The following is a 15,934-nucleotide window of genomic DNA, read 5'->3' as shown; positions in this document are numbered from 1 at the left end:
CGATTGAGCAGTGACTTACCCGGGTTGCGGCCGGGATAACGGCCGCGAGGCGCACAGTGGTGTCGGAGGCCTCGGATGAACTCGCTGTTGCTCGACGTCAGCCCCATTGTCATTAGCCCACTCGATGTCGTCCTCACCGACGCCCCGGTCCTAGCGGCGCTCTACGGCGGTACCGGTTTCGCGCTGCTGCTTGTGCTTCTCGGCCCGACTGGCGTGCGTCGCGCCGTCGTCACCCTGATCGGGGCCGTGGTCGGTGCAGCGAGCGGTTGGGTGCTGGCGTGGTTCGTTAGCGACGTTTGGGATCCGTGGAACGTGTCGCTATCGACCGGCACTCGGCTCTGGACGGTAGCTCTGTGCGCCAGTATCGCAATTATCCTGCTGAACCTGCGTGGCCAGGTTCGGTGGCGGCGCGTCGTTGCGATCTGTGCCTTGCCGCTGTGCCTGCTCAGCGCCGCTGCCGGGATCAACGCTGATATCGGCCAGTTCCCGACACTGCGCGTGGCTTTCGGACTGACGAACTACCCGTCGCTCGACCAGGCGCTCTTGATCGCTCGGAGCGCCGCGCACGCGAACGGAGACTCGAACCGTAGTGGCGTTGTCAGTGCCGTCGAGATACCGGCGACGGTTTCGGGATTTGCCGCTCGCTCCGCCCTCGTATACCTGCCGCCCGCCGCAACGAGGATGAACCCGCCCGCGCTCCCGGTAATCGAGATGCTCTCGGGCCAGCCCGGCAGCCCGAGCGACGTGTTCACGGCCGGAAAACTAGGCGACATTCTCGATCAGTATGCCCAGGCGCACTCTGGCCTGGCCCCGATTGTGGTCGTTCCCGACCAGCTCGGTGCTCCCGGAAACAACCCCATGTGTGTGGACTCTGCGCTAGGCAAGGTTGCCAGCTATCTCACCATCGATGTTCCGGCATGGATTCGCGGGCACCTGCATGTCACTGCACAGCCGACGGGATGGACCATCGCTGGTTTCTCCCAGGGCGGTACCTGTTCGATTCAGCTCGGGGCGGCGAATCCGCAGCTGTACGGTACGATTCTGGACATCTCCGGGGAGCTCGTTCCCAGCAATGGAAGCGAGGCGCATACGGTGGCAGCCGGATTCGGCGGCAGCACCGCCGCATACGCGGCGGCGGCACCGACCGCCATCCTCGCCGCGCACGCACCATACGACACTCTCAGCGCGATCTTCGTCGTCGGCGACGGCGACCTGCGCTTTCTGCCGGGGGTACGCGCGCTTGCGACTGCTGCCGAGCGCGCCGGCGTCGACACCCGTCTGTTCGAATCACCCGGCACAGCGCACGACTGGCACACCGTCGACTTCGCCTGGACCACCGCCTTGCCCGTCATCGCCGCCCGCACGGCCCTGCTCGCGCCTTGCGTTGTGGCAAAAACACGATGACGGCCGAGCGGATCATCCGCGACAGGTCGAAACAACGCAGCGCCGACCATCATCCACTCGCGTTGCGACGTCGCTCGACGCTGGGTGCGCTGCATCGGTTGACCGCTCGGCGGCCGTTCGCGGTCGCCTACGCCCTGGTCCTGCTCGTCGTCGCGCTGGTCAGCGGGGTGGTCTCGGGACCGGCGCGAGACATCCGTTTACTCTTCGGTACCGGCTACGAGTCGGTCATCGAAGGCGGTCACTGGTGGTCGCCGTTGACCTCGGTATTTTTTGTTGACAACGGCGCCGAACTGGTACTGGTGTTGGCCGGCGCAATAATCATATTGGGGTTCACCGAACGGATGATGGGCACCCGCCGCACCGTGATTGCCTTTCTGTCGACATCGATTCTTGGTGCGACAATCGGCCTCGGTGTGCAGTATCTCGGTGTGGCGGGCGGGGAGATGTGGTCCCGCGGTGTGAGCGAACTATGGGCGATTGACCCTTTCACCCCCATCTTTGGCAGCGCTATGGCGGCGAGTTACTTCGCGGGGCCGCTCTGGCGTCGGCGCATCCGCGTGCTCGGGTTGTCGACGGTGCTCGTGCTCGTTCTCTATTCCGGGCAGCCCTCTGACCTTTACCGGCTGCTGGCCGTGGCGATCGGGCTCGGTACGGGCTGGCTGTTTCGCCCGCCACGACGTGTGACGTCGTGGCGGCGCAGTTCCGACCACGAGACCCGTACGCTGTTGGCCGCCATCGTGGGCATGGTCGCGGTCGGCCCGGCCATCACCATCTACTCCGGAGCCCGGTTCGGTCTGCTCGCACCGCTCGGCCTGCTGCTCACCCAGGACAGACCGACGGCGGGGGAGTTCGTCGACCGGTGCCTGCTCGGTGACGTCACCCGTCAATGCGTGCAAGAGCTCAGCCTTGAACGCATCGGCGGAGCCGGACCCGTGCTGGTCAGCCTGCTGCCGCTTCTAACCCTTATCGTTGCCGCGTTCGGACTGGCCCGCGGGCGGCGGTTTGCCGCGTGGCTAGCCATTACCATCAATACCGGGCTGGCCCTCCTTGCCGCTTGGTACTACGGATTATTGCCCATCTCCGGGCAGCCCTATGTTTGGCAGTGGCAATCCGGCCGGTACTGGGAGGTCACGCTCATTCTCGTGGTTTCCGTGCTTGTCCCACTCGTTGTGGCTCTCGTCATCTTCGGTAACCTGCGCCGCTTTCCGGTCGCCTCCCGAACCGGCCAGCGGCGGCGGTTTTTGCTGGTTACCGTCGGGAGCTTGGCCGCTCTCATCACGTTCTATATTGGTGTCGGCTGGCTGCTCCGCGACCATTTTCGGCCCGCGGTCGGCCTGCTCGACCTGCTGGTGGATGTCCCTGAACGGTTCATCCCTGTCGGCTTCCTGCGCCTGGAGCGGGTGTCTTTTCTTCCGATCGATCCCCTCGCCACGGCCCTCTACCACGGTGTCGGCGCTGCGTTCTGGATCGTCGTCTTCGTCGGAACTATCGTCTGCCTGCGGAGCGCGTCCGTCGACCCGACCGCGGATGCACCGGGGCGACTGCGTACCCTTCTATCCGCCCACGGCGGCGGATCGCTCGGGTTCATGACCACCTGGACCGGAAACTCCCTATGGTTCACAGCGAGCGGACGCACCGCGATCGCCTACCGCGTCGTGAACGGCATCGCCATCACCACGTCGGAACCGGTCGGACCGTCCTCAGAGGCGTCCGACGCCGTCACCTCTTTCGCTTGTATGTGCGATGACCGCGGCTGGGTGGCGGTGTTCTATGGCCTGCACGAGCGCTGGAACCTTGTATTCGACACGATGGGGTGGCACACCATGCAGGTGGGGGAGGAAACGCTCCTGCGCCCAAGCAGCTGGAGTACCACTGGAAAGAAGTGGCAGGACATTCGCTCATCGATCAATCGTGCCGACCGCGCCGGTGTGCGCGCGCTCTGGACCAGCTACCGGGCGTTGTCGCTGGCTGCGACGACCCAAATCGCGGAGATCTCGGAGCAGTGGGTCCAAGAGAAGGAACTCCCCGAACTGGGGTTCACCCTCGGCGGCCTCGACGAACTGCGAGATCCCGCCGTGCGCCTCATGCTCGCCGTTGACAGCGCAGACCGCGTGCAGGCCGTGACCAGCTGGTTGCCCACTTACCGGGACGGTGCGATAGTCGGTTGGACCCTGGACTTCATGCGGCGTCGCCCAGACAGCATCAACGGTGTAATGGAGTTTCTGATCGCGCAAACGGCTGAACTGATGCAGGAGAGTGCTCAGATTGAGTTTCTCAGCTTGTCCATCGCGCCGCTCGCCCAGTCCGCCGGGTTACGGCAGGGTGGAGTTGCAGACCGCCTGCTTGACTATCTCGGCCGTAGCCTCGAACCGGTCTATGGATTTCGGTCGTTGCTGGTGTTCAAACGCAAATTCCAGCCCGAGTTTGCGCCGGTCTTCATGGCCTTCCCCGACCCGGTCGCGCTTCCGGAGATCGGACTTGCGCTGGCTCGGGCATACCTGCCAAGCCTCTCGGTGCGCGACGTCGTGACCTTGCTGCGCGGACACGGCCAGTGACATCCGCTGGCAGATACGCGGCGACATCCGGTGGTAGTAGAGGTGCCAAACGGTGCTAGCCTGAAAATGTGTTGAACGGTGTGCTCCTCCTTAGCTGCCGCGACGAGTCCTAATCTAAAGGCCTACCTCGTCGCGGCGTTTGTCGTTGGCTGTACGGCACCCATGAGGAAACAGGACCATGAAGAATAACCAGACCGCATCCACCCTGCCGATCCACCGTTACCGCCCGTACCATGAGCAGTTCGTCGTCGAACTGCCCGACCGTACCTGGCCGAGCAAGCACATCACGGTCGCCCCGCGCTGGTGCGCGGTCGACCTGCGTGACGGCAACCAGTCCCTCATCGACCCGATGAGCCCCGAGCGCAAGCGCATCATGTTCGATCTGCTCGTGCGCATGGGCTACAAGGAGATCGAGGTGGGCTTTCCCTCGGCGAGCCAGACCGACTTCGACTTCGTACGCAGCCTCATCGACGAGGGCGCCATTCCCGACGACGTAACCATCCAGGTGCTCACCCAGGCCCGCGAGCACTTGATCAAGCGCACGTACGAATCCATCACCGGGGCAAAACAGGCCATCGTGCATTTCTACAATTCCACGAGCATCCTGCAGCGTGAGGTCGTTTTTCGCGAAGAGAAGCAGGGTATCGTCGACCTGGCACTGTTCGGGGCTCGCCTGTGCAAGCAGATGGAAGCGACCATTCCCGGCACCACCATCTACTACGAGTACTCCCCGGAGAGCTTTACCGGCACGGAGCTTGACTTCGCCGTGGACATCACCAATCAGGTCGTCGAGATTCTGGCGCCGACGTCGGAGCGTAAGGTCATCGTCAACCTGCCGGCCACCGTCGAGATGGCCACCCCGAATGTGTATGCCGACTCCATTGAGTGGATGAGCCGTCACCTGACCCAGCGCGAGAACATCCTCATCTCGTTGCACCCGCACAACGACCGCGGAACCGCCATCGCCGCCGCCGAACTGGGCTACCTGGCCGGCGCCGACCGTATCGAAGGCTGCCTGTTCGGCAACGGCGAGCGCACCGGCAATGTCGACCTTGTCGCCCTCGGCGTGAATTTGTTCACGCAGGGCATCGACCCGCAGATCGACTTCAGCAACATCGATGAGATCAAGCGCACCGCCGAATACTGCAACCAGCTGCCCGTACCCGAACGCAACCCGTGGGCCGGCGACCTGGTCTTCACCGCGTTCAGCGGATCGCACCAAGATGCCATCAAAAAGGGCTTCGAAGCAATGGATGCCGACGCGGCCAAGCAAGGCTGTACCGTCAACGAGCTCGTCTGGGCCGTTCCCTACCTACCGGTCGACCCCAAGGACCTCGGCCGCAGCTACGAGGCCGTGATCCGGGTCAACTCGCAGTCCGGCAAGGGCGGCGTCGCTTACCTGCTGAAGACCGACCATGCGCTCGACCTGCCGCGCAAGCTGCAGATCGAGTTCTCCGGCGTCGTACAGGCCAAGACCGACGCCGAGGGCGGCGAGGTCACGAGCGATCAGATCTGGGACATCTTCAACGACGAGTACCTGCCCGCCACGATCAAGAATCCGGGCGCCAAGTGGGGGCGGTTCGAACTTCACTCCACTCGCACGTCGAGTGACCTCTCCGGCACTGTCGAGCTCGCCGTCGAACTGCGTGACGGCGACACCGTGGCGCAGGCTATCGGGTCGGGCAACGGCCCGATCAACGCGTTCCTCGGCGTGATGGCCGAACGCGGCATTGCCATCACCCTGTACGACTACGTAGAGCACGCGCTCTCCGCCGGCGGCGACGCGCAGGCGGCCGCGTATGTTGAACTCGACGTGAACGGCAAACGCTATTGGGGCGTCGGCATCGACGCGGACATCTCCACCGCGTCGCTCAAGTCGGTGGTTTCTGCCGTCAACCGGGGCATCCGCGCCGAGGTCGGCGACCTTGAGCTGGCGGCTGTCTAACGCCGCCCACATTTGCTCACGCACGTCACAAGCAACCGCAACACACGAAAGCCCAGACCCGTCGGTGCGGGGCTGGGCTTTCGTTGCACCATCCGGGTGCGGTCAGGGGTTTGTTGGCGAGCCGGACCAGGCCAGCGCGGGCAGGTGAACCGTTCGATCGGTCGTTTTCACACCCAGTAGCGAGCGGCAGTCGTCGATCGCGCGCTCGAGCAGGGTGTACAGCCGGGCGTCGGGATCGGCGATGCAGGCTTCGCCGATGCCTTGCACACCGACGCGAATGATCGTGTCGGCGGTGCGCGGCGTGAACTTGGTGTGCGACCAGGAACGTACGCTGCCCATAAAATCGCGGGCCCAACGTTCGGCATCGGGCGCTTGATCGAGGGCGGCCCGAATGAGCGGCCGCACCCGCTCGGCCAGGGCTGGATCAAGAACGGATGCGTTCCGCTCGCAGGTCAGAACGCCCACGGCGAGAGCGCGCTGGCGTTCCAGGCTCGCCACCGGAAGCGCTTCGCATCCGGCACGAAGAGCGACCACCAGCTCGGTGCGCTTGTCGGAACCGGTCAGGCCGATCACCGACGGAATCAGCAGCGCGAGCCGCGACCGGGCGTCATCGGAACTGCAGTCGTTGACCATGCGTGCCAGCGACGCGAGCACCGGATGGGTGCAAGCGGGGTGGTCACTCCAGGACTCGCCAGCCAGGTAGGAGGCGAATTCCATAAAGCAGCCACCACTCTTGGGAGTGCGGTGTTTGCCCCGCGACAGCACGGGCATAATATCGGGCAGACTGCCCTGGGTTGGTTTCATGAAAAACCTCCATACCACGGGGATTACGTGCACCTAAGTCTCCCCCCGTCCGGTCCGAAACACCAGTGCCAGTCGTGACTACTGACAAAATTTTAGCGTTCTGAATGCACCCGTTTCGCTGGTACTCGCGCCGTGACGGTGGTCTGCGCGGCAGAGTGGGATAATTGCGTGTGCCTGTCTACCGAGATGAAGCCGTCGTGCTGCGCACCCACAAGCTGGGTGAAGCCGACCGCATCGTCACCATGCTCACCCGAGCGCACGGCAAAGTGCGCGCCGTCGCCAAGGGCGTGCGCCGTACCGGCTCCAAATTCGGAGCCCGGCTCGAGCCGTTCATGGTCGCCGACGTGCAGCTCTACGAGGGTCGCAGCCTCGATATCATCACGCAGGCCGAGTCGCTCGGTTCCTACGGTGCCCTGATCACCGCCGACTATGGCAGCTACACCGCAGCGAGCGTCATGGTGGAAACCGCCGACAAACTTACCGAATCGGAAGGGTCGCTGCAGCAATACCTGCTGCTGGTCGGCGCGCTTCGATCGCTGTCCCGCCAGGAACACGGCTCCCACCTCACCCTCAACTCCTATCTGCTGCGCGCCGTGTCGATGGCCGGCTGGGCGCCGAGCTTTCAGGACTGTGCCCGCTGCGGTGCGCTCGGCGAGCTCAGCGCAGGTGGACAGCACAGCGCGATGGTCGTGCAGCTCGGCGGTATCGTCTGCGATGCCTGCGCCCCACCCGGTTCCCCGCGGCTCGACGCGGCGACTATCGTTCTGCTGAGCGCCCTGCTCACCGGAGATTGGGAGCATGCGAGCGCGAGCCCGGAACGCACGCAGAGCCAGGCCGCCGGCGTCGTCGCCGCGTATACCCAGTGGCACCTGGGCCGCGGGCTTCGTTCGCTGGAATACGTCGCCCGATGATGGCCACCCTGTTCGGCCACAAGGGGTTCACCCACAAAGACGCCGTTCCGTTCAAACCCCTGGACTGGACCGGCCTGTACCCGCCCGAGCTGCCCCGGAAAGCCGTGCCGGAGCATGTCGCCGTCGTCATGGACGGCAACGGTCGCTGGGCCAACGGGCGGGGCCTTACCCGCGTCGAGGGGCACAAGGCCGGTGAAGCCGCCCTGCTCGACGTCGTCGCCGGAGCCATCCAGATCGGTATCAAGCACCTCAGTGTCTACGCCTTCTCCACTGAGAATTGGAAGCGTTCCCCCGATGAGGTGCGTTTTCTCATGGGCTTCAATCGCGATGTTCTGCATCGCCGCCGCGATCAGCTCAACGAGTGGGGCGTGCGGGTCAAGTGGGCTGGGCGCAAGCCGAAGCTGTGGGCATCCGTTATCAACGAACTGCAGTTCGCTGAAAAACTCACCGCCGACAACGACGTGCTCACCCTCACCATGTGCGTGAACTACGGCGGTCGCACCGAAATAGCGGATGCCGTGCGCGCGCTGGCCGAGGACGTCGCCGCTGGCAGGCTGAAGCCATCGGGTATCACCGAGAAGGCCATCGCCCGGCAGCTATATGTGCCCGAACTGCCCGACGTCGACCTGTTCGTGCGCAGCTCGGGGGAGCAGCGCACGAGCAACTTTCTGCTCTGGCAGAGCGCCTATGCCGAGATGGTCTTTCTCGACACCCTCTGGCCGGACTTCACCCGGGTCGACCTCTGGCACGCGGTCGAAATGTACGCCGCCCGCAACCGGCGCTACGGCGGCGCGGTCGACACGCCCACCTGAACGCCGTCTGCCAATATTCCGCCCGGGGAATACACCGGCGCTGGGGCCCGTTGGGTCCAGAGTGACTGACACAAGTACAACCGCAACGGCAGCGTCCACGACGAGCACTCTAACCAGCGCCGACCCGATCAAGGTCGACATCTGGTCCGACGTGCAGTGCCCCTGGTGCTACATCGGCAAACGCAAGTTCGAGGCCGGCGTTGACCTGTTCGACGGCACCGTCGAGGTCGAGTATCACAGCTTCGAGCTCTCGCCCGACACCCCGGTCGACTACGTCGGCAACGCCGTCGACTACCTGAGCGAGCGCAAGGGCATGCCCGTCGACCAGGTGCAGAAGATGCTTGATAACGTTACCGCTATCGCCGCGAGTGTCGGGCTCGACTACGACTACGACTCGGTGCACCAGACCAACACGGTCATCTCGCACGAACTGCTGCACTACGCCAAGGCTCACGGGCGCCAGCTCGACATGATGGAACGCCTGCTCAAGGCATACTTCATCGACGGGCGTCACGTCGGACGCATCGAAGACCTTGCCGACCTCGCCGCCGAAATCGGACTCGACCGGGCCGACGTGGTGCGGTCACTCACCGCCCACGAGCACCTTGCCGCGGTCAAGGCCGACGTGGCGCAGGCCGGCGCGTACGGCATCCAGGGGGTTCCCTTCTTCGTGATCGACGGCCGCTATGGCGTCTCCGGCGCGCAGGATCCGACGGCGTTCGCCCAGGCTCTCAGCCAGGCCCGCACCGACCGCACGTCCACTGCGGCGTCCGCGTAACAGCGTCACCCAGCGGACTCGCGTAGCCTTGACGCGTACCTAGTCGGCGGCATCCGCTTCACCCTAATGATCAGGAGAACACCCATGAGCGACACAATCACCACCCCTCCCGTCTTCACCGACGCTGCCGGCCGTCCCACCATTGAACTCCTCGGCGCACCCGCTGCGACCGACGAGGCCGCCGGTTCCTGCTGCGGCGGCGGCTGCTGCAGCTGATTCCACCCTGCATTCTCGAAAGCGCAGCTGTCGTTCGGCCTCAAACGGCTGGCAGCTGCGCTTTTGTGTGCCGTCCGCGGTCGCGCCTTGGTGGATTAGCGGATCCTTCGCTTTCTGGGAGAATTGACGCAACATGACTTCACGCATCCCCACCGTCGACCCGTTGGCGTTGATCAAACCGCTGACGATCGGCCCGCTCACGCTCGAAGTGCCGGTGGTTCTCGCGCCGATGGCCGGCATCACGAACACGGCCTTCCGTCGGCTCTGCCGCGAATATGGCGCCGGACTATTCGTGAGCGAAATGATCACCTCACGCGCGCTCGTGGAACGCAATACCGAGACGATGCGGCTGATCACGCACCACGAGAGCGAAACAACCCGTTCCATCCAGCTCTACGGTGTCGACCCAAAAACGGTCTCCGAGGCCGTGACCATGCTCGTCGCCGAGGACCGCGCCGATCATATCGACCTCAACTTCGGCTGCCCGGTTCCCAAGGTCACCCGCAAGGGCGGGGGAGCGGCTCTGCCCTGGAAGATCGGCCTGTTTCGTCAGATCGTCGAAGCGGCCGTCACCGCGGCCGGCCAGATCCCCCTGACCGTGAAAATGCGCAAGGGAATCGACGCCGACCACCTCACCTATATCGAAGCTGGCAAAGCGGCCGCGGGAGCTGGCGTCGCATCAATTGCATTGCACGGTCGCACGGCCGCCGAGTTCTACTCCGGCCATGCCGACTGGTCCGCTATCGAAAAGCTCAAGAACGCCATCAACGACGTACCGGTGCTCGGCAACGGCGATATCTGGTCAGCCGATGACGCCCTACGGATGGTTCGTGAGACGGGATGCGACGGCGTCGTTGTCGGACGCGGATGCCTGGGCCGTCCGTGGCTGTTCGGCGATCTCACTGCAGCGTTCCGCGGCGAGAAAATCAAGGCCGAGCCGGGCTTGGGACAGGTCATCAACGCTTTTCGCCGCCACGCTGAATTGCTCACCGAATTCTTCGACAGCGAGGACCGCGCTTGCCGCGACATCCGCAAGCATGTTGCCTGGTATTTCAAGGGCTACCCGGTGGGCGGCGATCTGCGTGCGAGCCTCGCGATGGTACAAAACCTCGGTCAGCTCGACGACCTGCTCGCCACCCTCGACGCCTCGCTGCCCTACCCGGGCGCCGACGTCGAGGGGCCTCGCGGTCGCGCCGGAACTCCGAAGAAGCCGTCGCTGCCTGAGCACTGGCTCGAGTCGCAGGACCTCGTCGGCGCACAAAGACTGAATCTGACCGAGGGCGAAGGGGACACCAGCGGTGGCTAACAAAACCGGATACAGCGAGACCGACGAGGCCCGCTGGCTTCCCGAAGAGCACTACTCGCGCCGCAGCGACTTCGCCCGCGACCGGGCGCGGCTGCTGCACTCGAGCGCCCTGCGTCGCCTCGCGGCGAAGACGCAGGTGCTCAGCCCCACGGCCGGGCTCGACTTCGCCCGCAACCGGCTGACCCACTCGCTCGAGGTCGCCCAGGTCGGGCGGGAGATCGCCTCGCGCCTCAACGTCGACCCCGACATCGTCGATACCGCCTGCCTCGCGCACGACATCGGGCATCCGCCGTTCGGCCACAACGGTGAGAAAGCGCTCAGTTTGTGGTCCGCAGACATCGGCGGTTTCGAGGGCAACGCTCAGACCCTGCGCCTGCTCACCCGTTTGGAGCCGAAGGTGTTCGGACCTGATGGCCACAGTTACGGCCTCAACCTCACCCGGGCGAGCCTCGACGCCAGCTGCAAGTACCCCTGGCCCGAAGGTTCCTCGGTCTTCGACCCGAGTGGGCGGGCCAAGTTCGGCTTTTACCAGGACGACATCGCCGCGTTCGAGTGGCTGCGCGAGGGTGCGCCCGACCGCCAGCTCTGCATTGAAGCCCAGGTGATGGACCTCTCCGATGACATCGCCTACAGCGTGCACGACTTCGAAGACGCTATCGTCAACGGTTACGTTGACGTGGCGGCCCTGAGCAGCCGCACCAACCACGACGAACTTCTCGCCACTATGTCGGAATGGATCGGCGACGCGACCAGCGCCGACGACCTAACGACCGCTTTCAACCGCCTCGATTCCCTTGATGTCTGGATGGATTCCTGGACCGCCGGCCGCCGCGACCAGGGTCACCTCAAGAATCTCACCAGCCAGCTGATCGGCCGGTTCAGCGGTTCCGCGGTGCACGCCACCAAGGAGGCGCACCCCGACGCGAACATGCTGCGCTTCGGAGCCAAAGTGATCGTGCCGCGCGAGATCCAGGCCGAAATATCGGTTCTCAAGGGGATCGTCGCCGCCTTCGTCATGACCCGCAACACTCGCAAGCCCATCTATGTGCAGCAGCGCCAAGTACTCACCCTTCTCGCCGACACCCTGCACCAGTCCGGCGACGAACACCTCGACCCCGGTTTTCGTGAGGACTGGCAAGCCGCCGCAGATGATGCAGCCCGCAAGCGCGTCATCGTCGACCAGGTTGCGAGCCTCACCGACCAGTCCGCCCTGGCGTGGTACGAGCGCCTCGTCCAGGGCTAGAATCTCACAGCACTTCATAATTCCGGTGCCGGTCCCGGCAGCAGCGGCGGGGGTAGGGAGTCCTCGGGCTTGTGAGTTTTGGGGGCTTCCGGCGCCGCCGTACGCCCTTCGCGGTGGTCCCGAAAGCCCCCAACGTCTGAGCGGGGAGCTGATATCCCAGTGCCACCGCCCGCCTGCGGAACCAAGCCGGTCAGATCGAGCAGATAGAGTTTGTACATGGCTGGACTGATTCGACAAAGTGACATCGAAGAGGTCAAGGCTCGCACCAACATCGCCGACATCATCGGTGACTATGTCACCCTGAAGTCCGCTGGTGTCGGATCGATGAAGGGCCTCTGCCCCTTTCACGACGAGCGCACCCCCAGCTTTCACGTGCGCCCGCAAGTGGGTTTCTACCACTGCTTCGGCTGCGGCGAGAGCGGCGATGTCTACTCCTTTCTGCAGAAGATGGACCATGTCAGCTTCAGCGAAGCCGTCGAACGCCTCGCCGGCCGGGTTGGCCTCGACCTGCACTACGAGGACGGCTCCGGCGCAGCCCCCGACCACGGCAACCGCGCCCGTCTGCTCGCCGCCAACCAGGCAGCCTCTGACTTCTTCATCGAACAGCTCGGCAGCGCCGGCGCCGACGTCGGCCGGGCTTTCCTCGGCCAGCGCGGCTTCGACGCCAACGCCGCAACCCGGTTCGGGGTCGGCTTCGCGCCGAAGAGTTGGGACGAACTCACCAACCACCTGCGCGGCCACGGATTCACGACCGAGGAGCTCACCCTCTCCGGCCTGGTCTCCAGCGGCGACCGGGGAATCTACGACCGGTTCCGCGGCCGCCTGGTCTGGCCGATTCGCGACATCACCGGCCAGACCATCGGGTTCGGCGCGCGCAAGCTGCTAGACGACGATAAAGGACCCAAGTACCTCAACACCCCGGAGTCTCCGGTGTACCACAAAGCCCAGGTGCTCTACGGGTTAGATCTCGCCAAACGCGACATCTCCCGCAGCCACCAGGTCGTCGTGGTCGAGGGCTACACCGACGTGATGGCCTGCCACCTGGCCGGCATCACCACTGCCGTCGCCACCTGTGGCACCTCTTTCGGCGTCGACCACATCAAGGTGCTGCGACGGGTGCTCGGCGACGACTCGGGCGTCGGTGAAGTTGTGTTCACCTTCGACCCGGATGCCGCCGGGCAGAAAGCCGCCATGCGTGCCTTCAGCGAAGAGCAGCGGTTCTCCGCCCAGACGTATGTGGCGGTCGGACCGGAAGGACTCGACCCCTGCGATCTGCGCCTGCAACGCGGCGATGACGCCGTACGTCGGCTGGTCGACTCGAAGAAACCCATGTTCGAGTTCATGATTCGGCAGATTCTCTCCCAGTACAACCTCGACACCGTTGAGGGCCGTACCGCGGCTCTGCGTGCCGCCGCCCCCGTCGTCGGCGAGATTCGTGACCCCGTGCTGCGGCCCGGCTACACGCGCGAGCTGGCCCGCATGCTCGGCGTCGACATGGGTGACGTAGCCAAGGCCGTCACCAACGCACAGTCCGGCGCGCGGGCATCGGCGAGCGGCGGACCGAACGCACCGCGGCACGCCGGCGCGATCGAAGTGTTGCCCGAGCGCCCGTTCTCCCTCGTGGAACTGCCGAGTGACCCGCTCACCCGGCTCGAACGCGACGGCCTCATGGCAATGCTGCAACGGCCCACCCTGATCGGCCGGGACATCCTCGACAGCGCGGTGCACACATCCTTCGCGAACTCCTCGCTCGCGGTCGTGCGCGACGCCATCGCCACGAGCCTCGCGCACTTCGAAGCGCCCGACTGGCTCGATCGGGTGATCTCCGAGGTACCGGATACCTTCAAGAACCTCGTGCAGGAACTCGCCATGGCTAACCTTCCCGAGCGCACCGAGAAAGACGTCGCCCGCTACGTGCGCGACATCACAATCGTTCTGATCGACAAAGATTTGCTGCGACTCAAGGCCGAGTTGCTCGGCCGGCTGCAGCGAGCGGATGCCACCGACACCGAAATGTACCGCACCCTCCAGCGCGAACTCGTGCGGGTCGAGGCCGAGCGGCGCGCCCTCCGCGACGAATAACCCGGCCACAGTCCTCTATGCCTGCGGCACCAACATTCGAGCGGATAACCCCAAACTGCAACACATGAGCCCGGGATTGTTGCAGATATGTAAAGAAGCTGCGGTTGATCGTGGCTATCTGCAAATTCTGTGCTAACTCTTGGCTAACAGCACTGATCGGCCGTGCCCGTTTGGGGTGCTCCCGCTCATGAGACTTCGACAGGAAGAGGACGACGGATATGACATCCGCATTCACCAACGGCAAGCGCGCTCTCGCTGCCACAGCCGGACTTGCCGCTGCAGCGCTCGTTCTGGCCGGCTGCTCCGCGGGCGGTTCCACCACCACGAACACCGGGGGAACCATCATCCTCGGCACGACCGACAAAGTCACCACCCTCGACCCTGCTGGTTCGTATGACGCCGGCTCGTTCAATGTTCAGCTGCAGGTGTTCCCTTTCCTGATGAACACGCCGTATGGGAGTTCCGATGTCGAGCCCGATATCGCCACCAAGGCAGAGTTCACGTCGCCGACGGAGTACACCGTCACCCTCAAGCCGGACCTGACCTGGGCAAACGGCAACGCGCTCACCTCCTCGGACGTGAAATTCAGCTTCGATCGCCAGCTGGCTATCGCTGCCGATAACGGCCCGTCGTCGCTTCTCTACAACCTCGAGAGCACCGAGGCCGTGGACGACACCACGGTCGTCTTCACTCTCAAGGCCGCGAACGATCAAATCTTCCCTCAAATCCTGTCGAGCCCGGCCGGGCCGATCGTCGACGAAGAGTCGTTCTCGGCCACGGCATTGACTGCCGACGACGACATTGTTGCTGCCAAGGCTTTTGCCGGACAGTATGAGATCGCCAGCTACGACTTCAACAACATCATTTCGTACAAGAAGTTCGAAGGCTACCAGGGGCTGTGGGGCCCGGCGAAGAACGACGGTGTCAACGTGAAGTACTTCACGGACTCCTCCAATCTCAAGCTCGAGGTGCAGGAGGGCAGCGTGGACGTTGCTCTTCGCAGCCTGTCTGCGACCGACATCGACGATCTGCGCGGCAACGACAACGTGTCCGTCCTAGACGGCCCCGGTGGCGAGATCCGCTACATCACCTTCAACTTCAACACGCAGCCTTACGGAGCAACGACCCCCGACGCCGATCCGGTCAAGGCGCTGGCCGTGCGCCAGGCAGTGGCAGATATCGTCGATCGCGACGAGATCGCCGACCAGGTCTACAAGGGCACTTACACTCCGTTGTATTCCTACGTCCCCAACGGTTTGACCGGTGCCAACGAGTCACTCAAGGGGCTTTATGGCGACGGATCGGGTGCGCCCGACCTTGACAAGGCCAAGGCCACGCTTGAGGCGGCCGGGGTCAGCCTTCCGGTTGATTTCAGTCTGCAGTACAACACCGACCACTACGGGCCAGGATCGAGTGACGAGTACGCACTGATCAAGGACCAGCTTGATTCGTCCGGCCTGTTCAATGTCTCCCTGCAGTCGACCGAATACGTGCAGTACGTCAAGGACCGCACCTCGGATGTCTATCCCGCGTACCAGCTCGGCTGGTTCCCGGACTATACCGATGCCGACAACTACCTGACCCCCTTCTTCCTGACCAAGAACTTCATCAAGAACCACTACAGCGACCAGGAAGTCAACGACTTGATCTTGAAGCAGGCCGTCACGGTCGACCCGGCAGAGCGCACCGCACTCATCGGTGAGATCCAAGACAAGGTCGCGGCCCAGCTGTCGACCCTTCCCCTGCTGCAGGGCTCGCAGGTCGCGGTGACCGGTACTGATATCACTGGCACCAAGGACACACTCGACGATTCATTCAAATTCCGCTACGGAGCTCTCTCCAAGGGATAATCGGCACGTCGACTGGAATTTTCTAGTC

Annotated in this window: 12 protein-coding genes; 11 read left to right on the top strand and 1 reads right to left on the bottom strand. The window is 64.1% G+C overall.

Going from position 1 to position 15,934, the window contains the following annotated elements; translation table 11 throughout:
* The first annotated feature begins 75 nt into the window (after positions 1-75).
* From E3T47_RS10035 to leuA, 3 genes are all read left to right on the top strand, one after another.
* Entirely contained in the window at positions 76-1,404 is a 1,329-nt protein-coding gene (locus E3T47_RS10035; protein WP_134555939.1) for an alpha/beta hydrolase, read from the top strand.
* Complete coding sequence (locus tag E3T47_RS10030; protein WP_134555938.1) at positions 1,401-3,959, top strand: bifunctional lysylphosphatidylglycerol flippase/synthetase MprF; 2,559 nt, start codon at positions 1,401-1,403, stop codon at positions 3,957-3,959. Before E3T47_RS10035 ends, E3T47_RS10030 begins: the two co-directional genes overlap by 4 nt.
* Before the next feature lie 178 nt (positions 3,960-4,137).
* The gene (gene leuA, locus E3T47_RS10025; RefSeq protein WP_134555937.1) at positions 4,138-5,904 is read left to right on the top strand and encodes a 2-isopropylmalate synthase; all 1,767 of its coding nucleotides are present in this window, start codon (positions 4,138-4,140) and stop codon (positions 5,902-5,904) included.
* A gap of 102 nt (positions 5,905-6,006) precedes the next feature.
* Here leuA and E3T47_RS10020 read toward each other — a convergent pair whose 3' ends face one another.
* Positions 6,007-6,708 (bottom strand): hypothetical protein, encoded by a 702-nt coding sequence (locus E3T47_RS10020; protein WP_174844668.1) that lies wholly within the window; start codon positions 6,706-6,708, stop codon positions 6,007-6,009.
* Between the two features lie 170 nt (positions 6,709-6,878).
* Between E3T47_RS10020 and recO the strand changes: the two genes are divergently transcribed.
* From recO to E3T47_RS09985, 8 genes are all read left to right on the top strand, one after another.
* Positions 6,879-7,619 (top strand): DNA repair protein RecO, encoded by a 741-nt coding sequence (gene recO, locus E3T47_RS10015; protein ID WP_134555936.1) that lies wholly within the window; start codon positions 6,879-6,881, stop codon positions 7,617-7,619.
* Positions 7,616-8,431 (top strand): isoprenyl transferase, encoded by an 816-nt coding sequence (locus tag E3T47_RS10010; RefSeq protein ID WP_241982147.1) that lies wholly within the window; start codon positions 7,616-7,618, stop codon positions 8,429-8,431. Before recO ends, E3T47_RS10010 begins: the two co-directional genes overlap by 4 nt.
* Before the next feature lie 61 nt (positions 8,432-8,492).
* Positions 8,493-9,209 (top strand): DsbA family oxidoreductase, encoded by a 717-nt coding sequence (locus E3T47_RS10005; protein ID WP_134555935.1) that lies wholly within the window; start codon positions 8,493-8,495, stop codon positions 9,207-9,209.
* 84 nt (positions 9,210-9,293) lie between these two features.
* On the top strand, positions 9,294-9,425 hold the full coding sequence (locus tag E3T47_RS16575; protein ID WP_277871821.1) for a hypothetical protein: 132 nt from the start codon (positions 9,294-9,296) through the stop codon (positions 9,423-9,425).
* 133 nt (positions 9,426-9,558) lie between these two features.
* Entirely contained in the window at positions 9,559-10,731 is a 1,173-nt protein-coding gene (dusB, locus tag E3T47_RS10000; RefSeq protein WP_134555934.1) for a tRNA dihydrouridine synthase DusB, read from the top strand.
* Positions 10,724-11,974, top strand: coding sequence for a deoxyguanosinetriphosphate triphosphohydrolase (locus E3T47_RS09995; RefSeq protein ID WP_134555933.1), 1,251 nt, complete (start codon positions 10,724-10,726; stop codon positions 11,972-11,974). Before dusB ends, E3T47_RS09995 begins: the two co-directional genes overlap by 8 nt.
* A 216-nt stretch (positions 11,975-12,190) precedes the next feature.
* Positions 12,191-14,056 (top strand): DNA primase, encoded by a 1,866-nt coding sequence (gene dnaG, locus E3T47_RS09990; RefSeq protein ID WP_134555932.1) that lies wholly within the window; start codon positions 12,191-12,193, stop codon positions 14,054-14,056.
* 218 nt (positions 14,057-14,274) lie between these two features.
* Positions 14,275-15,906, top strand: coding sequence for an ABC transporter substrate-binding protein (locus tag E3T47_RS09985; RefSeq protein WP_134555931.1), 1,632 nt, complete (start codon positions 14,275-14,277; stop codon positions 15,904-15,906).
* The last annotated feature ends 28 nt before the right edge of the window (positions 15,907-15,934 follow it).

Origin of the sequence: Cryobacterium ruanii, assembly GCF_004404055.1 — a bacterium.
Classification (GTDB): Bacteria; Actinomycetota; Actinomycetes; order Actinomycetales; family Microbacteriaceae; genus Cryobacterium; species Cryobacterium ruanii.
The sequence above is the reverse complement of the archived record's forward strand: the minus strand, read 5'-3'. Positions and strand labels throughout refer to the sequence as shown.